Origin of the sequence: Serratia entomophila (genome assembly GCF_021462285.1) — a bacterium.
Taxonomy (GTDB): domain Bacteria; phylum Pseudomonadota; class Gammaproteobacteria; order Enterobacterales; family Enterobacteriaceae; genus Serratia; species Serratia entomophila.
Genome location: NZ_CP082787.1, coordinates 3,035,076 through 3,054,982 on the forward strand (window position 1 = coordinate 3,035,076; position 19,907 = coordinate 3,054,982).

At 60.2% G+C, this 19,907-nt stretch carries 17 protein-coding genes; 15 read left to right on the top strand and 2 right to left on the bottom strand.

What is annotated here, in order from left to right; genetic code table 11:
• Positions 1-67 precede the first annotated feature (67 nt).
• The 14 genes from tagH to KHA73_RS14860 all read left to right on the top strand — a co-directional run bounded on the left by tagH (position 68) and on the right by KHA73_RS14860 (position 17,155).
• Positions 68-1,807 (top strand): type VI secretion system-associated FHA domain protein TagH, encoded by a 1,740-nt coding sequence (gene tagH, locus KHA73_RS14795; protein WP_234585112.1) that lies wholly within the window; start codon positions 68-70, stop codon positions 1,805-1,807.
• Complete coding sequence (locus KHA73_RS14800; RefSeq protein ID WP_234585113.1) at positions 1,807-2,580, top strand: PP2C family protein-serine/threonine phosphatase; 774 nt, start codon at positions 1,807-1,809, stop codon at positions 2,578-2,580. Before tagH ends, KHA73_RS14800 begins: the two co-directional genes overlap by 1 nt.
• 30 nt (positions 2,581-2,610) lie before the next feature.
• Complete coding sequence (locus KHA73_RS14805; protein WP_234585114.1) at positions 2,611-3,594, top strand: type VI secretion system-associated protein; 984 nt, start codon at positions 2,611-2,613, stop codon at positions 3,592-3,594.
• Positions 3,595-3,610: 16 nt separating this feature from the next.
• Positions 3,611-4,432, top strand: a complete 822-nt coding sequence (locus KHA73_RS14810; protein WP_314725571.1) for a type VI secretion system accessory protein TagJ — start codon at positions 3,611-3,613, stop codon at positions 4,430-4,432.
• Positions 4,433-4,434: 2 nt separating this feature from the next.
• Positions 4,435-5,010, top strand: coding sequence for a type VI secretion system baseplate subunit TssE (locus KHA73_RS14815; protein ID WP_234585115.1), 576 nt, complete (start codon positions 4,435-4,437; stop codon positions 5,008-5,010).
• Between the two features lie 4 nt (positions 5,011-5,014).
• A complete protein-coding gene (gene tssF, locus KHA73_RS14820) occupies positions 5,015-6,901 on the top strand; it encodes a type VI secretion system baseplate subunit TssF (protein ID WP_234585117.1) in 1,887 nt (628 codons plus the stop codon).
• Complete coding sequence (tssG, locus tag KHA73_RS14825) at positions 6,898-7,968, top strand: type VI secretion system baseplate subunit TssG (protein ID WP_234585118.1); 1,071 nt, start codon at positions 6,898-6,900, stop codon at positions 7,966-7,968. The genes tssF and tssG overlap by 4 nt, the downstream gene beginning before the upstream one ends.
• Positions 7,969-8,024: 56 nt before the next feature.
• Positions 8,025-10,685: a type VI secretion system ATPase TssH gene (gene tssH / locus KHA73_RS14830; RefSeq protein ID WP_234585119.1), complete on the top strand. Its 2,661-nt coding sequence runs from the start codon at positions 8,025-8,027 to the stop codon at positions 10,683-10,685.
• A gap of 49 nt (positions 10,686-10,734) precedes the next feature.
• Positions 10,735-12,162, top strand: a complete 1,428-nt coding sequence (locus KHA73_RS14835) for a serine/threonine protein kinase (RefSeq protein WP_234585120.1) — start codon at positions 10,735-10,737, stop codon at positions 12,160-12,162.
• A 107-nt stretch (positions 12,163-12,269) separates the two neighbouring features.
• The gene (locus tag KHA73_RS14840) at positions 12,270-14,198 is read left to right on the top strand and encodes a type VI secretion system Vgr family protein (protein WP_234585121.1); all 1,929 of its coding nucleotides are present in this window, start codon (positions 12,270-12,272) and stop codon (positions 14,196-14,198) included.
• Between the two features lie 123 nt (positions 14,199-14,321).
• The gene (locus tag KHA73_RS14845; protein ID WP_234585122.1) at positions 14,322-14,846 is read left to right on the top strand and encodes a hypothetical protein; all 525 of its coding nucleotides are present in this window, start codon (positions 14,322-14,324) and stop codon (positions 14,844-14,846) included.
• 3 nt (positions 14,847-14,849) lie between these two features.
• Entirely contained in the window at positions 14,850-15,602 is a 753-nt protein-coding gene (locus KHA73_RS14850) for a hypothetical protein (RefSeq protein ID WP_234585123.1), read from the top strand.
• A 433-nt stretch (positions 15,603-16,035) separates the two neighbouring features.
• Positions 16,036-16,476 (top strand): hypothetical protein, encoded by a 441-nt coding sequence (locus tag KHA73_RS14855; RefSeq protein WP_234585124.1) that lies wholly within the window; start codon positions 16,036-16,038, stop codon positions 16,474-16,476.
• Positions 16,466-17,155, top strand: a complete 690-nt coding sequence (locus tag KHA73_RS14860; protein ID WP_234585125.1) for a hypothetical protein — start codon at positions 16,466-16,468, stop codon at positions 17,153-17,155. The genes KHA73_RS14855 and KHA73_RS14860 overlap by 11 nt, the downstream gene beginning before the upstream one ends.
• Here the strand turns inward: KHA73_RS14860 and sbmC are convergent.
• Positions 17,091-17,558: a DNA gyrase inhibitor SbmC gene (gene sbmC / locus KHA73_RS14865; protein ID WP_234585126.1), complete on the bottom strand. Its 468-nt coding sequence runs from the start codon at positions 17,556-17,558 to the stop codon at positions 17,091-17,093. The genes KHA73_RS14860 and sbmC overlap by 65 nt on opposite strands.
• Positions 17,559-17,601: 43 nt before the next feature.
• Positions 17,602-18,444: a tryptophan 2,3-dioxygenase gene (gene kynA, locus KHA73_RS14870; protein ID WP_234585127.1), complete on the bottom strand. Its 843-nt coding sequence runs from the start codon at positions 18,442-18,444 to the stop codon at positions 17,602-17,604.
• 292 nt (positions 18,445-18,736) lie between these two features.
• Between kynA and KHA73_RS14875 the strand changes: the two genes are divergently transcribed.
• Positions 18,737-19,783, top strand: coding sequence for a LacI family DNA-binding transcriptional regulator (locus tag KHA73_RS14875; protein WP_234585128.1), 1,047 nt, complete (start codon positions 18,737-18,739; stop codon positions 19,781-19,783).
• The last annotated feature ends 124 nt before the right edge of the window (positions 19,784-19,907 follow it).

The following is a 19,907-nucleotide window of genomic DNA, read 5'->3' on the forward strand; positions in this document are numbered from 1 at the left end:
CAATTTTGGCAAGCCAAAGATCGAATCATTAATTATTGCACTACCTCCTAATCAGCAGGAATGCCTTATGCGATTTTCTATTGTAAAAAACAAAAATGGCCAGGTTCCACCGCAGAGCAGCTGCGATTTCCTGCCGCCGGGCGGCACCATCGGCCGCAGCGTAGACAACAATCTGGTATTGCCGGACGAAGAGCGCGCCATCTCGCGCCTGCAGGCAATCGTGCATATTTCCGCTGACGGCGAATGCCGGGTGACCAACCGCGGCAACGTGACCCGGGTGCTGCTTAACGATATTCCGCTGGAGCGCGGCCGCCAGGTAGAGCTGCAGGACGGCGACATGCTGGGTATCGACGACTATCAAATTCAGGTCAGCGCGCTGCAACAGCACGCCGCACCGCCGGCCCAGGCGGCCAGAGCCGCTGAGGCTGCGCCAGCCCCAACGCCGGCGCCCCCAGCCAAAGAAAAATCCGCCGGGCCAATTCCCAATGAGATCTGGGACAGCCTGGTGGAGGAGTTTACGCCAAACGCCCCCGCTGCCGCCGCCCCGGCCCCGGCCGTGACTCATGATAACCATCCGCTGCTGGAAACCCCGCAACCCGAACTGAACCCGGCGGATCCGCTGGCGCAGCTGGCGGGCAACGTCGACCTGCACCAGCTGCAGCGGCAGGAAACCGATCCGGCCGCGCTGTTCAATACCGACACCACGTTCGACCGCGACCCTATTCTGGCCGACACCACCCCCAGCGCCCTGTTGGCCGAACGGCGCCCGGCGGCGACGCGGCAGCCCGAGCCGGTGAAGGCGTCGCCCGCTATGGCGGAGAAGCAAGAGCAGGAGCTGGATCCGCTGGCGCTGTTTGGCGGCTCTTCCGCGCCGGCCTCGCCCGACGCCCTGAACGGCAACGATCCTTTGGGCCTGCTGATGGGGGGTGCAGTGCCGCTGGCGCAGCCGGAAGCGGAGCCCCCGGCTCAACCGCCAATGCCGCCGCAGATGGCCACCACACCAGAGGCGCCGCAGCCGCCGCCTGTCGCCCCGCCGCTCCCGGCGGCAAAACCGGAACCGGCGCCGCAGTTCCAGCGCCAGGAACCGGCGGTACAGCAGCCGCGTCCGCGCCCGGGCAACCGCCTGGGCATCGATCCGGTCGCTTATCAGGCCGCCCGGCCGCAAAACGGCGCCGCGGCGAACGGCAATCGGCTGGAGGGCCCGCTGCTGGCGGCATTGCTGCAGGGCATTGGCCTGGATGACCTGCAGCCGCAGCCGCATTTCGATGAACAGCAGATCCGCCAGGCCGGCCGGCTGCTGAGCCTGTTCTCTCAGGGCACCGTCGCCCTGCTCTCCTCGCGCTCAATTCTCAAACGCGGCGTGAAGGCGGAGATGACCATGATCCTCGACGAGGCCAACAACCCGTTCAAGCTGCTGCCCTCCGGCAAAACGGTATTGATGCAGATGTTCGGCAGCCAGATGCCGGGCTTTATGCCGCCGGAACAGGCGGTGCGCGATGCGCTGATCGACCTGCAGGCGCACCAGTTGGGGATGATCGCCGGCATCCGCGCCATCATCGCCGCCATGCTGCAGTCGTTCAATCCGGAGCGTCTCGAAGAGGAAGCGCGCAAGGAAGGCGCGGCGCCGCGTCTGGCGCTGCCTGCCAATCGCAAGGCGGCATTGTGGGATTATTTCGTGAAAAGCTACCAGCAGACCTCCGGAGAAATCGAAGACGACTTCCACACCCTGTTCGGCGAAGCCTTCCTGCACGCCTATGACGTTGAAGTGAATCAATATAAAGACTCACAGACCAAACCGGACGCGTAATGAATATCACTATAGCTTCTACCTCCAATCAGGGCGGCCGCGACTCCAATCAGGATCAGACCGGCGAAGTGATCGGCAACCGCGCCGCCTGTTTCGTGGTGTGCGACGGCATAGCCGGCTTTCCCGGCGGCGACATCGCCGCCCGGCTGGCGCGCGACACCATCCTGCAAAACTTCGATGGCGAAAAGCACATGAATGCGCAGAGCATTCGTCAGCACATTTCGAGCGCCAATGCGGCTATCCATCAGCAGCAACGGCAGTCGGAGGAATACAGCAAGATGGGCACCACGCTGGTCAGCCTGTTTATCGACCGCGACTATCAGCTGGCCTACTGGGCGCACGCCGGCGACAGCCGCCTGTATCTGTTCCGCCGCGGCTACCTCTATGCCGTCACCACCGACCACAGTCTGATCCAGCAAATGCAGGACGCCGGTTATCAAACCAGCGGCATCAACAGCAACCTGCTGTATTTCGCGCTGGGCCTGAACGAAGAACGCGACGCCAGCTACAGCGACGTGCTGCAGTTGGAAGACGGCGACGTTTTCCTGCTGTGCACCGACGGTTTCTGGCACAGCTTTACCCAGGCAGAACTGGAGCAATCGCTGCATATGGTCAACTCCCCCAGCGAGTGGATCGCCCTGATGCAGCAGGCATGGAAGAAAAACAATAACAGCGATAACTACAGCGCTATCGCCGTCTGGATCGGCTCACCGCAGGAAACCACCCTGCTGCATTCGCTGGCGGATGCGGAGCGGTTTCTGTCCCGCGACTGAGTCAGGCGTAAATTCACAGCAAGGTTACCTATGAAATACTGGATGCCAGGGCTTGTCGCCCTGATGGCGATACCGGCCGCCCAGGCGGCGAATTATCGTCTGGTGTACTCCCCCAGCCAGAAGCTGGAAGTGTTTATCGACGGCGTCAAAAACAGCCAGCCGGAAAGCTGGTGCGGCAAAACCATTCCGCTGCGCATCGTCTCGGCGCAGAGCAAAGATCCCGCCGTGCTGAACGACTTTTTGCCGCGCGTCGGCAACCTGTTGGAGAAGCAATGCGCCAAGGCCAGCCAACTGCCCTGGACGCTGACCGACAAGCGCGGCGAAAAGCTGGCCTCCGGCGAAGCCGGCAAGGCGCACGGCTGGAAACCGGGGCACAAGCAGGCTGCCGTCGACCCCATCGAGCCGCCGCAGCCGGTAATCCCCGCCGCCGTGGACGTCACCTCGCCGCTGGCCGATCCTGCGCCGGCCCAGCGTTTCGACCTGCCGCAGGGCTGCCATTTCCGCACCTATTGGAACGGCGAAGCTAATGGCAGCGCGCTGTTTATCCCGAGTGGCGCGGCGCTGCGCTGCGGCGACGACGGCTGGTTGAACGGCAGCAGCAGCGCCCAGCTGCAGCAAAATGGCCAAACCGCAACGCCGGCGCTGTGGTTCCATCAGGGTTATCCGCTGATGAACCTCAGCGTCGGCGATCGCCCGCTGAAGGTGGCCAGCGCCAATGCCCAACGGCTGGTGCTGGGCGCCAACCCGCAGGCGCCGGGCAGCTTCCTGCTGTTGCCGTTCGAGCCGCAATTGCACGCCTGGTCGTTCAGCGGCGTAGTGATCGTCGAAATGCCGCGCGTGGACGCCGCCGATGCCGACAAAGTTAAACAGCGCGTGCAGCAGGCGCAGACCGCCTGGCAGCCGCTGCTGGGCGCCTCGGCACCGCTGACCTTCAAACTGGTGGAAAAGTTGGCCGCCGATCGGGCCGATCCCGCCAGCGGCAGCTACCTGGCGGTTAACGGCGCCACTCACTGATTATAAGGAAAGGCCTGTGAAATCATTAGCAAGCATGTTGCAAGGCGGCTCGATCAGCGCCGCTGTCGGCGCAGTGGAAAATGAAATCAAAGCGCGGCCGGCGGATGCCGATCTGCGCGCTACCTTGGTGCAACTGCTGTGCCTGAGCGGCAACTGGCAGCGCGCCAACGCGCAGCTGAAGTCCTGGCAGGCGCTGAAGCCTATCGCCCAACCGACCACCCTGCTGCTGATGCAGTCGGTCAACGCTGAACTGCAGCGACAGGCGGTATTTGCCGGCAACGCCACGCCGGCGCTGCTGCAGCAAAACCAGCCCTGGCTGCAGCAGATGCTTCAGGCGTTGCGCCTGGATGCGCAAGGCGAAACCGGGCAGGCGCAGGCGCTGCGCGACAGCGCGCTTGAGGCCGCCCCAGCCAGCGCCGGGCAGCTGACGTTGGCGCAGGGTGAGCAGGAACAGAGCCTGGCCTTCGAGTGGCTGACCGACGGCGACGGCCGCCTTGGCCCGGTGTGCGAACTGGCGCTGAACGGCGCCTATTACTGGCTGCCGTTCGCCGATATCGCCGAAATTCAGTTCCAGGCGCCGCAAAGCGCCATCGATCTGGTGTGGAGCCATGCGCTGGTGCGGCTGCGCGACGGCCGTGAGCAGGTCTGCCAACTGCCCGCCCGCTACCCGCTGGCGGAAAACAGCGACGACGCCCTGCTGCTCGGCCAACGCACAGCATGGCTGCCGCTGGGCGACGGCCCGCACTACGCCGGCCTGGGGCTGAAAACCTGGCTGAGCGAGAGCGATGAGTTTCCGCTGCACAGCCTGCGCCAACTGAGCTTTGGCGCGGGTGCCTGACGATGAGCAACAAGCGACTCACCCATCATGATGACGGCGATCTGCGCCGTCAGGGCTATCGCTTCCGCCAGGACAGCGAGCGCCTGACGTCGCGCGACAAAATGCAGCCGGTGCTGCTCGACATGCTGACCGACGACGAGCCGCAAAAAAATCAGGAAGCCCAGCTGCGCAACCTGGTGTCGCACAGCGAGCTGCGCCGCCGGGTGCTGCGCGATCTGCAGTGGCTGTTCAACTGCGTCAACAGCGAATCCAATCTCGATCTGGGCGACTTCCCGCAGGTGCGGCGCTCGACGCTGAACTACGGCATCGCCTCGCTGGCCGGCAAACGCATGTCGGACATCGAGTGGCTGGACATCCAGCGCGCCCTGACCGAATCCATTCTCAATTTTGAACCGCGCATTCTGCCCGAAGGGCTGCAGGTGCGCTGCATCTCTGACACCGGCTCGCTGGAGCTGCACAACGTGTTGTCGATCGAAATCAAGGGCCGCCTGTGGTGCGTGCCCTATCCGCTGGAGTTTCTGTTCCGTACCGACGTGGATCTGGAAAACGGCCACTTCGATCTGAAAGACATAGGGTAAGGCGATGGACGGAAAACTTTTAGAGTATTACAACCGCGAGTTGGCCTATCTGCGCGAGATGGGCGCAGAGTTCGCCGAGCAATATCCGAAGGTGGCGGGCCGCCTCGGCATGCGCGGCATCGACGTGGCGGATCCCTACATCGAGCGGCTGATGGAGGGGTTCGCCTTCCTTACCTCGCGCGTGCAGCTGAAGATGGACGCGGAGTTTCCGCGTTTCTCCCAGCGCCTGCTGGAAATTATCTACCCTAACTACCTGTCGCCGACGCCGTCGATGGCGATCGCCGAACTGCAGCCGGACAGCAGCAAAGGCGACATCAGCAGCGGCTTTGTGGTGCCGCGCGGCACCATGATGGACAGCCAGACGCTGAAAAAGAGCGGCATCACCTGCAGCTACACCACCGCGCACGACGTCACCCTGCAGCCGGTGCGGCTGAAAAGCGTCGAGCTGAGCGGCATTCCGGCGGATATCCCGCTGGCCAGCCTGGGCCTGCAACACAGCGGCTGCGTCAGCGCGCTGCGCATCCGTCTGGAATGCTACGAGAGCGTGACGCTCAACAACCTGCAGCTGGACCAGCTGATGTTCTACCTCGCCGGCCCGGACCTGCAGGCGCAACAGTTGCTGGAGTTGCTGATGCAGCACAGCGTCGGGATGGTTTGCCAAACGGTGGAAGCGCAGCCGCAACGGCGCGTGCTGGCGCTGGACGGGCTGCGGCAGGAAGGCTTCGCCGCCGATCAGGCGCTGCTGCCCAACGATCTGCGCAATTTCGAAGGCTATCGCCTGCTGCAGGAATATTTCGCCTTTCCGGCACGCTTTCAGTTCTTTAGCGTCAGCGGCATAAAACCGTTGCTGCAGAGCGTACGCGAAGGCAAAAAGGCGCTGCGTCAGTTCGAGATCCTGGTGCTGCTGGATCGGCAGGATGCGGCGCTGGAGCGCGTGATCGACGTCGCCCATTTGGCGCTGCACTGCACGCCGGTGATCAACCTGTTCCCCAAGGTCGCCGAACGCATCAAGGTCAGTGAAAAAAGCCATGAATATCACCTGGTGGTCGACAACATTCGGCCGCTGGATTACGAGGTATTCTCGGTGCAGCGGCTCGGCGGCAGCGCCAGCGAAAAACGCTACGAACAGGAATTCCGGCCGTTCTACAGCACCCTAAGCGCCGACGACGGCAACTACGGCGCCTATTTCTCGCTGCGCCGCGAACAGCGCACGCTGTCCGAACACGCCCGCCGCTACGGCACCCGCACCGGCTATGTCGGCTCAGAGGTGTTCGTTTCGCTGGTGGACGAACGCCAGTCGCCGTGGCACAGCGATCTGAAATACCTGACGGCCGACGTGCTGTGCACCAGCCGTGACCTGCCGCTGATGCTGTTGCAGCAGGATCAGGGCAATTTCGTGATGCCGGATTCGATCCCGATCAAACAGGTGACGCTGAAAAAGGGCCCCACGCCGCCGCGCCCGGCGCTGGCCGAGGGGATGATCACCTGGCGGTTGATCAGCCAGCTGCAGCTCAACTACCTCAGCATGATGGACGGCGATCCGCAACAGGGCGCCGCCAGCCTGCGCCAGCTGCTCGGGCTGTACGGCAATCTGAGCGAGCCGGCGGTGGCCAAGCAGATCCAGGGCGTGCGCCACTGCAATCTGCGCCCGGTCTATCGCCGGGTGCCGGAGCCCGGGCCTATCGTATTTGCCCGCGGCATCGCCATCGATCTGACCGTCGATGAGCAGGCGTTCTCCGGCAGCAGCCCTTACCTGCTCGGCAGCGTGCTGGAACGGCTGTTTTCCCGGCTGGTGGCGATGAACACCTTTACCGAAGTGACGCTTTCCAGCCAGCAGCGCGGCGAGATCGCCCACTGGCAGGCGCGCATGGGCAAAAGGACGCTGATATGAGTGCAGACATCAGCGAAACGGCGCTGGCGCCGCCGAGGATCACCGCGCTGCACCGTCTGCCGGAAGATTTCTGGCTGCGGCTGAGCCAGGCGCCCTATAAGCACGACCTGTTTCAACTGCTGCGCCGCCTCGACGCTCAGGGCGGCCAGCCTTATCTGCTGGGGCGCGCCCCGCTGCCGCGCCACGAAATGCTGCGGCTGGGGCAAGAGCCTTCGCTGTCGTTCGCCCCCTCGACGCTGGCGCAGGTCAGCCCAAGGCCGCAAAGCCCGCTGCACGACGTCTCTATTTTCAGCTTCGGCCTGTTCGGCCCCAACGGGCCACTGCCGCTGCACCTGACCGAATACGTGCGCGAACGGGTTTACCACCACCAGGACACCACCCTGCTGGCCTTCGCCAACCTGTTCCATCACCGGCTGACGCTGCTGTTTTACCGCGCCTGGGCCGATGCGCAGCCGACGGTTTCTCTGGATCGCCCGGACAACCGGCGTTTTGACGACTACCTTTCCAGCCTGATCGGCATCGGGCAGCCGGCACAGCGGGAACGCGACAGCATCAACGCCCACGCTAAACATTTTATGGCCGGTCATCTGATCCGCCACAGCCGCGATCCGGAAGGCCTGAGCAAAATCTTGCAGCAGTACTTCAAGGTGCCGGTGCGCATAGTGGAAAACGTGCCGCACTGGCTGCGGGTGGAAAAACGCGAACAGGCGCGACTCAAGGCCGGCCGCGGTGTGCCACGCCTCGGCGAATCTTCGTTCCTCGGCATTGCGGTGCGCGATATCCAGCACAAGTTTCGCATCGAGCTGGGGCCGATGTCGCTGCACGACTATACGCGTTTCCTGCCCGGCGCCGAGCTGTGCCGGCAGTTGCGCGACTGGGTGCGCCAATATCTGGGCATCGAATTTGTCTGGGAACTGCGGCTGATTCTGGAAAAGGATCAGTTGCAGGGCACGCAACTCGGCGGCGCTCAACGCCTGGGGTTGAGCAGCTGGCTGGCCGACGCCCGCCGCCTGCGCGCGCTCGACGATCTGACCTTCAGCCCCGAACCGCTGGAAAAGCCGTTTTGACCTTTATTCTGGCCGGAGCCGCTAGCGCTCCGCCACTCTGAGACCTGAGGAAAACCATGTCTGAAATCAGCCGCTCGGTATTATTCGGCAAACTGGATAGCCTGTTATTCACCTCTCTGGAAAGTGCGACGGCGTTTTGCAAGCTGCGCGGGAACCCCTACGTTGAGCTGGCCCACTGGCTGCATCAGCTGATACAATCGCCGGACGGCGATCTGCAACAGGTGATCCGCCACTTCGCGCTGGACGAAGCGCAGCTGGCACGCGATATCGTCGAGGCGCTCGACCGTCTGCCGCGCGGCGCCAGCGCGATTTCCGATCTCTCCGAGCACATCGACAGCGCGGTGGAACGCGCCTGGGTGTATGGTTCGCTGAAATTCGGCGCCGCCCGCATCCGCGGCGGCCATCTGCTGCTCGCCATTCTCAAAACCTACAGCCTGCGCCATCTGCTGAAGGCCATCTCCGCCCAGTTCGATCGCGTCAACGCCGATCTGCTGATGGACCAGTTTGCCGCCATTACCGCCCAGTCTGCGGAGAACGCACTGGAGCCGACGGCGGAAAACGGCGCCGAAGGCGAGCCGGGCGCGCCGCGCGCCGGCGGCAGCGTGCTGGCGCAGTATGCTCAGGATCTGACCGCCAAGGCGCGCAACGGCGAGATTGACCCGGTCGCCGGGCGTGACGAAGAGATCCGGCAAATTGTCGATATCCTGATGCGTCGCCGCCAAAATAATCCGCTGCTGACCGGCGAAGCCGGGGTCGGCAAAACCGCGGTGGTAGAGGGCCTGGCGCTGCGCATCGTGGCCGGTGACGTGCCGCCGCAGCTGCGCGACGTGCAGCTGTATCTGCTGGATATCGGCATGCTGCAGGCCGGCGCCGGGGTCAAAGGCGAGTTTGAAAAACGCCTGCAAACGGTGATCGACGAAGTGCAGTCCAGCCCGACGCCGATCATTTTGTTTATCGACGAAATCCATACGCTGATCGGCGCCGGTGGCGCGCAGGGCACCGGCGACGCCGCCAACCTGCTGAAGCCGGCGCTGGCGCGCGGCCAGCTGCGCACCGTCGGCGCCACCACCTGGTCAGAATACAAAAAATACATTGAGAAAGATCCGGCGCTGACCCGCCGCTTCCAGGTGGTTCAGGTGCATGAGCCGAGCGAGGACAAGGCGCTGCTGATGCTGCGCAGCACCGTCAGCCCGCTGGAACAGCACCACCGCATACTGCTGCTGGACGAAGCGGTCGACGCCGCGGTGCGCCTGTCGCATCGCTATATTCCGGCGCGCCAACTGCCGGACAAAGCGGTGGCGCTGTTGGATACCGCCTGCGCGCGCGTGGCGGTCAGCCAGCATGCGGAGCCTGCGCAGGTGGAAGACTGCCGCCACCGCATCGACGCCCTGCAGATCGAGCTGGAGATCGCCCGGCGCGAAGCCAAGGTCGGCATCGGCAATCCACAGCGCCCGCAGGAAATCGAAACCCAGCTGGCCGCGCTGCAGCAGGAGCTGGAACAGCTCACCGCCCGCTGGCAGGAAGAGCTGGCCCTGATCCGGCAGATTATCGATCTGCGCGCTCAGCTGCACCGGCAGGAAGCCGAGCCGGCCGACGACGAAACCGAATTACAGCCCGCCCCTTCCGCCGATGAGCTGCGCACGCAGCTGAGTGAACTGCAGCAGCGGCTGAATGCCCTGCAGGGTGAAGCGCCGCTGATTTTCGCCGCGGTCGACGCCAACATCGTGGCGGCGGTGGTCTCCGACTGGACCGGCATCCCGCTGGGCCGCATGGTGAAAAACGAAATCGAGGCGGTGCTGCAGCTGTCGGATACGCTGAATCAGCGGGTCATCGGCCAGCGGCATGCGCTGGATCTGATCGCCCGCCGGGTGCGCACCGCGCGCGCGCGCCTGGACGATCCGAACAAACCGGTCGGGGTGTTCCTGCTGGCCGGGCCTTCCGGCGTGGGTAAAACCGAAACCGCGCTGGCGCTGGCGGAAACGCTGTACGGCGGCGAGCAGAACGTCATTACCATCAACATGAGCGAATTCCAGGAATCGCACACCGTCTCGACGCTGAAAGGCGCGCCCCCTGGCTACGTCGGCTACGGCGAAGGCGGCGTGTTGACCGAAGCGGTGCGCCGCCGGCCGTACAGCGTAGTGCTGCTGGACGAGATCGAGAAGGCGCATCCGGACGTGCACGAGATCTTCTTCCAGGTGTTCGACAAAGGCTGGATGGAGGACGGCGAAGGCCGCCATATCGATTTTCGCAACACCATCATCATTCTCACCTCCAACGTCGGCACCGATCTGATTGCCGGGTTGTGCAGCGATCCGGATCTGATGCCGGAACCGGAGGCGCTGAGCGGCGCCCTGCGCGAACCGCTGCTGTCGGTATTCCCGGCGGCGCTGCTCGGCCGTCTGCTGGTCGTGCCTTATTACCCGCTGACCGACGCCACGCTGGGCAACATCGTGCGCCTGCAGCTGGGCCGCGTGCAGCGCCGCCTGGCGGAGAACCACGATATTGCCTGCACCTTCGACGACGCGGTGATCGAGCAGATCGTCAGCCGCTGCACCGAGGTGGAATCCGGCGGCCGCATGGTCGACGCCATCCTGACCAACACGCTGCTGCCGCAGATCAGCCACACCCTGCTGACCGGCAGCGCCAACGACCAGCGCTATCGCCAACTGCATATCGCGCTGCAGCAGAACGAGTTTATTTGTCAATTTCAGGCATAACGCCGCGGCCGCCGATATGGCGGCCATTTGAACGCAGAGAGTGATCATTATGTCGGAAACCGGGGTAAAAAAACCGAATTCAAACAGCCTGCCGAACGGCTATCGATTCAATGAGTTCGAGATCGAGGAAGCTATCGGCGAAGGCGGTTTCGGCATCGTCTACCGCGCCTACGATCATCAGCTCGAGCGCACCATCGCCATCAAGGAATACATGCCGACCTCGCTGGCGATGCGCAATGACGATCTCAGCATCGGGCTGCGCGGCGAACGCTTCAGCAAAACCTTCCAGGCCGGGCTGAACAGTTTCATTCAGGAGGCGCGGCTGCTGGCGCGCTTCTCACACCCGGGGCTGCTGCACGTGCTGCGCTTCTGGGAAGAGAACGGCACCGCCTATATGGGCACCCAGTTCTACAGCGGCACCACGCTGAAAAACCTGCAGGCGCAGCAGCCGGAAAAAATCGACGAGGCCTGGATCCGCCGGCTGTTGCCGCCGCTGTTCAGCGCCATTAACACCATCCATCAGGAAGGGTATCTGCACCGCGACATCTCGCTGGATAACATTCAGATCCAGGAAAATCAGCTGCCGGTGCTGCTGGACTTCGGTTCGGCGCGCAAAGAGATAGGCAACCTGTCCGACGAAACGGAAATCATGCTGAAGCCGGGCTTCGCGCCGATTGAGCAGTACACCGAAAACAGCGACGGCGAACAGGGGCCGTGGACCGACATCTACGCGCTGGGCGCCGTGCTGCATACGTTGATCGTCGGCACCCCGCCGCCGGTCAGCGTGGTGCGCAGCATCGAAGACAGCTATCAGCCGCTGAGCGAGCGCCGCCCGGCGGGATATTCGCCGGAACTGTTGCGTACCATCGACCAGGCGCTGGCGCTGAAGCCGGAAGATCGGCCGCAGACCATCGACGAAATGGCCGAACTGCTGCACCTGCCGATCGCCGATGAAAACGAAATCATCAGCACCCCGGCCGCCGCGCCGGAAAACCTGCTGGTGGCCACCAATCCGGCGGCCGGCGCAGCCGCAGCCGGCACCGTGACCGCACGCGGCATGAAGCTCACGCGGCCGATGATGCTCGGCGCAGGCGCCGCCGCGCTGCTGGCGATAGGTGCCATCGCCTGGCTCGGCGGTGGCGACGAGGCCCCGGCGGTGGCCAAAACCGCCGATACCCCACCGGCGGAAAAAACCCTGCAACCCCAGCAACCCGTGCCGCAAGCGGTGGAACCGGCCAAAGCCGCACCGGCGCCGCAGCCGGTAGCGCTGGTGTATTTCAAACTGCAGCCCGGCGAGCAGGTCAGCCTGGACGGCAAGCCGCAACAGGTCACGCCGGGCGAAAACGGCTTCGCCAGCCTCAACCTGGCGCCGGGCAGCTATCAGCTGGAACTTCGCCACAACGACCGGCTGCGCCGCCAACAGCTCGACATCGACAACGCCGGCACCTGGCTGGTCAACCCGGCCACCGCCGGCTGATCCCGGCGCCCCCTGGCCCGCCGCAGCGGGCCCTTACCCTATTTCATGAGACTGACGCGTAAATGCCCCATCCCAAGGGCGCCACGTCATTCACAGAGGACGTTCTCATGCTGAACCGCATTATTGCGCATACGCCATTGGGCCAAGAGCAATTGCTGTTTTATTCACTGGAAGGGACCGAAGCGCTTTCCGCTCTGTTTAACTTCGATATCGAACTGCTGAGCAAAGATGCTCGCCTGGACCGCAAGGCGCTGCTCGGCCAACCGCTGACGCTGGAGATCCCGACCCAGGGCTTTCTCAGCGCCCCCCGCTGCCTGAACGGCAAGGTCACCGCGATCGCCGTCAGCAGCGAAGAGATCGGCGGCACCCGCTATGCGGTGTACAAGCTGCAGGTACAGCCGGACCTGTGGCCGATGACCAAGGACCGCAACTTCCGTATCTTCCAGGAACAGACGGTGCCGCAGATAGTCAAGACCCTGCTGAGCGAACACCATGTACAAATCGAAGATCGGCTGACCGGCGACTATCGCCTGTGGGGCTACTGCGTGCAGTACAACGAGAGCAGCTTCAACTTCATCAGCCGGCTGATGGAGCTGGAGGGCATCTATTACTATTTCAAACATGAGATGGGCAAGCACACCCTGGTGTTGGGCGATGCGCCCCATCACCACCAGCCTTATCCCGGTTACGAAATAATCCCTTATCATCTGACCCCGTCCGGCGGCAGCACCAGCGAAGAAGGCATCAGCCAGTGGACGCTGTCCGATCGCGTTACGCCGGGGATCTACAGCCTTGACGACTACGACTTCCGCAAACCCAACGCCTGGCTGTTCCAGGCGCGCCAGAACCCGGTTTCACCGACGCCGGGCCAGATCGACGTTTATGACTGGCCGGGCCGTTACACCGAGCATCAGCAGGGGGAGTTCTACGCCCGCATCCGCCAGGAAGCCTGGCAGGCCGAACACCAGCAGATTAAAGGCACCGCCACCGCGCTGGGGATCGCTCCCGGCAGCACCTTCACGCTGTATAACGCGCCGCATGCCGACGACAACCGCGAATACCTGACGCTGCAGGCCAAATACCGGCTGAAAGAGAACCGCTACGCCAGCGGCGACGCCCAGAGCAGCGAGCACCGCATCGACTTCACCGTGCTGCCGGCGGATATTCCCTGGCACCCGGCGCAGCAAGCCCCGTGGCCGAAGACCCACGGCCCGCAAACCGCCCGGGTGGTCGGCCCGGCCGGGGAATCAATCTGGACCGACAAATACGGCCGCATCAAGGTGAAGTTCCACTGGGACCGTTTCGGGCCGAAGGACGACGGCAGCTCCTGCTGGGTGCGCGTCTCCAGCGCCTGGGCCGGCCAGGGCTACGGCGGGGTGCAGATCCCGCGCGTCAACGACGAAGTGGTGGTGGACTTTATCAACGGCGATCCGGACCGCCCCATCGTTACCGGCCGGGTGTATAACGACGCCAGCATGCCGCCATGGGCGCTGCCGGCCGCCGCCACCCAGATGGGCTTTATGAGCCGTTCCAAGGACGGCACCGCGGACAACGCCAACGCCCTGCGCTTCGAGGACAAAGCCGGCGCCGAGCAGGTGTGGATCCAGGCGGAACGCAATATGGACACCCAGGTGAAGAACGATGAGAGCCACTCCATCGATAACGACCACACGCACCTGGTGGGCGGCAACCAGATCAAACGGGTGGTGCTCAACCAGGCCACCGGCGTGAAAGGCGACGCCTCGGCGCTGACCGGCAAAACGCGCGCCGACAACGTGGTGGAGGCCTTCACCCTCGGTTCCGGCGAATCGCTGCGGCTGGAGTGTGGCGAAAGCGTGATTGAATTGTTGGCCAACGGCCAAATCAACATCACCGGCACCAGCTTTAACATCACGGTGAAAGAGGATGGCGAGGTCAACACCGGCGGCCAGCTGGATCTCAACCCGCCGGGCGGCGCCGCGCGCACCGCTGCGCCGGGTTCGGGCCACCAGGCGGCCATTCAGAGCGCGGTCGATCGGCTGTTCCCAACCAAGTAGGCGAGTGGTACGCCGGGAAAGCCGGTTAACGCCGCTCCCCGAGCGGCGGTGGCATCTATCACGCAAAATACCCAATCGATAACAAAACCCGGGAGGATTGATAATCGGGTTGTCGAGTCGGTCATGGCCTCTGAAGGGAGTGCTGGAGAACAAGGTGGACGGCGTGAGTTATACGGATTCAGAAAAGGAAATGGCAATGCCTATGACAAAATCCTTGCTGCTCGTAACCAATATGGCCAAGGCAGCGCTGAAGAGTTTGAGGAAGTATCTAAAGCAATGAGCGCATCAGCGAAATCTGCAGGTGCACTGAACTTTTCCGATCCTGGAAAACAAGGGGCAATAACCTCATTGGCGCATATGCGTGGCTCATCTGGCACACAAGCGATCCTGAACTCCATGGAGTCCGGACGAATAGTTAAGGCCGATACCTTAACACCAGAGGCAATATCCAAAATTGAAAGCATGTCATCGGAAAACTTCCAGGATAATTTACTTAAAGCCCGGATAGAATACGATAGAGCAATATATGGAGATACCATCACGACGCAGGGTGGTAAACAGTACAACTGGTGGGTACGTTATGGTAATGGCCTTCAAAAACGGTATGCCCGGGAAGCAGAAGAATTTTTAAAATTATCAAACGAGTGATTTATGTTCAAAAAAATCTTATTACCAACATTGTTTGCTGCTTCTTTGCTTTGCTCCATTGAATCCACATCAGCGACAGACTTGTTACAATATAACAAAATCAACACAGTAAGCGGGCTTGTTAACGATAAAGCAGTCACTGACAATCTTAAAAGCATACTGGGTCAAGACTATGAAAAGTACATCAGCAACTTTGATGTATTCGGTGAACCTCATTCAATCCCAGGCGGTGGGTTATTTGTTGAAGGCTGGCTGAAGGATCTTTACCTGGAAAATGCCTCTGCCCTGGTCATCAATCCCGATGGAAAAATTTATGCTGCCTGGGTTGTACCTGACTCTGATGTCATAAATTACAAGTCTTCTGATAAAGATGCCCCCATAAATAATGACATCCAGCATTGGGCTGAACGCTTCAAAAACATGCAATTCGCCACAGTCAACGAAAGAAAAAAAGTGAGGACAGAAAAAGAATATTTTGATACACAGTCATTCTCTATCAAGCTCACGACGACTTGCACCAGCAAAGGAGACTGTAATGATGCAACTTACTATGGAGAGCGTAAAAAAGATGGCGCAGCTTTAACTTTACAGGGCAAAGTGACACGGACTGATTGCAATACAGCACCGTGCCCAATAATTAGTTATGAATTTAAAAATTCATCAACAACTTACATGCTCAGTAAAATTGATAACACACTGACAGTTATAAAGAATGGCAAGATATTAATGAATCAAAAAGGAACGTGGGGAAAATAGCCATCACCACTGCCACCGAGTAATTTCAAGACGATAAGGGGGGACTTGACCTATATCCCCCACATAATTGGAGTTGCGTCGCGGCGACAAGTTTGTAAGCACCCGGGAGCATAGATAACTATGTGACCGGGCACATAAACGTAGTCAATAAATAGACAGCTTCAAGTATGATGGGTATATGTACCACACCGTTATCGAGGTTAGAATTTCGATAACTCAGGGCAATTTAGCCTCTCTCCTCTGCCCACGATTCCTGAACAGAACGGGAGTGACAATCACAGGGCTGGGGCGTTCCCCCTCATTAATTCGGCCTTGCTTATCATCAACCTCTTATTTTTATGAAGATGATATAATAAATAACATGCCAACTAAGATCCTCACTCTGTTATTAAGCCTCCTTACTCTCTCTTCTCACTCTGCGGCAGGAACACCCGTGAAAAATACAGAATTATGGCATTTCATCGATGATATGCAGAAAAAAACCAGAACACTAACGACAAGTAGCATAAAGAAACTCGTCCCTCCCGTCACCATACAGTCAGAAAATGAATACACGACATTTTATTCTGGCGAGGATGTGATTTTAACTGAAAAGATAAAAGTATCACATTTAGATCTTAGAGTAAGCAAGGGTGAGAAAATGGCCTCTGCATTTCTCTCATTTGAAGTCAGCGGTGACTGCATTACCCTCGACGATATCAAGAAACGCTATAGTAATCTGCAGCTCACGGATTATCCTCGGGGTAAATCACCTGAAGAAAAGACCTATTACACAACAGAGAACAACCAATACGGTCAACATATTTCATTTGGATTCACGGCGAAAGAACGGCAATGTTTAAGCCAGGTCGTTCTCGACTCAGATGAAGAGTGAAACCATCCACCAACGCGTGGATATAGAAAATAAAACAACCACAGCAAGCAGCATGATAAAAAATATCATTAAAAGTAGCATCATTACCACGACGCTGCTTACTTCAGGTTTATGCTCCGCTCAAGAGGTGTGTGTAGAAAGTATAAATTTATGGAGACTTATCGAAAAACTGAATCGCCAACTTTCCCTTCCCCATCCAAAGTTAGACACCCTCATCCCGCAGCCGTTAGATAATTATGATGAAAATGAATACGTTAAATTTTTTAGATCTTCCGGATTCTCTATCAGCCCAGATGTAAAAGTCACCCAAGTGACATTTAGAACCCAAAAATCATCAGGCAATAAGATAGTTTTACTCTCCATGGATCTTTCCGGTCATTGCATCGAGCTAAACACGGTCAAAAAGCGCTACCCAAACCTGACATTCAGTGACTTTCCTCGTGGCCATTCGCTGGATGAAGTGACCAGCCTGACTACTCCGCCAGATGAACACGGCAAGACGATTACCTTTAGTTTTGCGGAAAGAAACCCAGACTGCCTTAGTAAGGTCACGTTTAACCTGGAATCGGCTTCCTCAACGGGCCAAGGCGGCCCGTTTGCTCCTCAACATCGCCTCACCACTTCTTCACCGTCTGATAAATATCCAGGTCATAGTAGCCGTCGGCTTCACAGTCGTTAAGATAGTGCTCGTAGCTCACGCCTTCTACCGGCTGGTAGCCGCTGGCCGGCAGCGCTTTCTGGTAGAAATCCCCCCATACCCGTTCGAAATCCCCGTCGCTGACGCGCACGTTGTAAACCGCATATTGCCCGGCGGGCAAGCTCTGCACGCTGAAGCCTTCGCTGCCCGTCGGCAGGCTGAAGTCGTCCGCCACGGTAAACACCACGTCGGCGCGCAGCCGCTCTGGCGCTACCTCGGCCGGATCGTCCCAGTACAGCACTAACCACTTGCCGAGCGGCACGCCATGCTGCCGCTGCCAGGCCATCAACCGTTGGCAGCCCTGCGGGATGGTCTGCGGATACGGCCCCACCACCCGCACTCCCACCACTTTCTCCGCCGCCTTATCGACAATCCTGATGCTCATCGCCCTTCCCCTTGCTGTTTAAGGTTCCGTTCCCGGCCGGCCGCTAAGCGCCAATTTCGGTGCGCACGTCCATCAGCTCCGGGAAAAAGGTCAGCTCCAGCGCCTTTTTCAGGAAGCTGACGCCGCTGGAACCCCCGGTGCCCGTTTTAAAGCCGATAATCCGCTCTACCGTTTTCATATGGCGGAAACGCCACAGGTGGAAACTCTCTTCAATGTCCACCAGCTTCTCCGCCATTTCATAGGCTTCCCAATACTTCTGCGGGTTGTCGTAAATCGCCTTGAACGCCGGCAGCAGGTTCGGGTTGCGCTGATAAGGCTGTGTCCAGTCGCGCTCGATGCACTCCTGCGGGATAGGCAGGCCGTGGCGCGCCAGATACAGCAAATATTCATCGTACAGGCTGGGAGCTTCAAGGATCGCCTTAAGCGCGGCGTGCTTCTCCGCGTCGTTGCTGAACACCGCCAGCATGGCGGCGTTCTTGTTGCCGAGTAAAAATTCGATGGAACGGTACTGATGGGACTGGAAGCCGGAAGAGTTGCCCAGCACATCGCGGAACTCCACATACTCCGACGGCGTCAGCGTTTCCAGCACCGCCCACTGTTCGAACAGCAACCGCTGGATCTGCTTGACCCGGGCGAGGATCTTGAAGCAGTGGCTGAGCTTGTCCTGCTGCACCAGCTGCCGCGCCGCCTGCAGCTCGTGCAGCATCAGCTTCATCCACAGCTCGGAGGTTTGATGCTGCACCACAAACAGCATCTCGTCGTGATGCTGCGGGTTGGAGAGAGGATGTTGGCAGTCCAGCAGTTGGTCCAGGCACAGGTAGTCGCCGTAGCTCATACGCTTGGAAAAATCGGTGACAATCGCGCTTTCTAATTCCCGTTTGTTCATCTGTTATCTCCGCGGTGCCCAGCGCCGGAAACGGCCTGGAGCGTGCTGCAAAGAGAAAACAATAGTACAGAACCCGCCGCCCCGAAGGACTATAAACGAGAGTTGCCTCGCAGATCTCGGTCATGCCCACCGCCCCCCTCCGCTGTTTAGTAAACATATCCGCCAGCGCATGACTATTTTCACAAAAGCGATATCCGGCCGTCGCTCCCCGCCCGTTGCAGCTTGCTTGCGCCCTGGTTCCCTTATAGATTGCTGACTACCGGCAGCGGCAATGGGCAAGGGTATCGACACAATGGCAAATATTCGTGATGTCGCCCGGCTGGCCGGCGTATCCATCAGCAGCGTCTCAAATGTTCTGAATAACCGCACCGGCCAAATGAGCGAAGAAACCCGGCTGCGGATCGAGCGGGCGATGGAGGCGCTGGATTATCGGCCGTTCAGGCCCGCGACGCCGCGCGATAACGAACAGGCGAAAATCATTGGCCTGCTGGTGCCGTCGATAATTAACCCCAGCTTTTCGGCGCTGGCGCACGCGGTCGATTCATCCGCCCGCGCCTATCGTTATCGGGTGCTGCTCGGCAACTCTTACCGGCGGGAAGACGAAGAGTCCGCGTTTATCGAAGATATGTTCGCGCATGGCGTACGCGGCATTATCGTGGCGGCGAGCGATATCCGCAAAACGCATTTCGTCCGGGCCGCCGAGCGGGGAATGATGATAGTCAGCTACGATAACCGCTTCTCGGACAGCATGGCTGAAGATACCCGGCTATTCGATAGCGTATCGATGGACAACGCGGAGGCCGGCCGCCTGGCCGCGCAGCATTTGATTGAGCGCGGTTGCCAAGACGTCGTTTTTGCGACCGAAGCGACCCTGACCATGAGCCGCAACCACAAGATAGAGGGTTTTCTGGCGGCGCTGCGCCATCACCGTTTGCCGCTGCGCCAGCGGGTTATCGAAGGCAAAGCCCGCAGCGAATATGGCGACAGTGAAATGTTCGAGCTGGGGTTGACCCTGGCGGCAAAAATACTCGCCCTGCAGCCGCGGCCGGACGGCATTGTGGCGATTAACGACGCGCTGGGCATCGGGTTGATGGCGGGTTTGCGCGCCGCCGGCGTGCGCGTGCCGGCAGAGGTTTCCATCGTCGGCATCGACAATATTTCATTGTCCGGCCTGGCCGACCCCGGCCTGACGTCGGTAATGCCGCCGCTGGCGGAAATGGCGCAGCTGATGGTTGAGCGCCTGGTCAGCCGCATCAATAACCATGCGCTGCCGCCCGGCGAGTTTCTCTTTCCGCCGTCCTTTATCAGCCGGCAGTCGGTCAGAAACAAAACCGGCTAGCGCCATTTAAACAGCGCGGTATAAAACGAACCCGTTTCGACGATGAGCGATCCCTCATGGTCCGGGCCGGTATTAGCCAAAACCAGAGGAAATAAATATGAACGCCAATGCTATTTCTGCACGG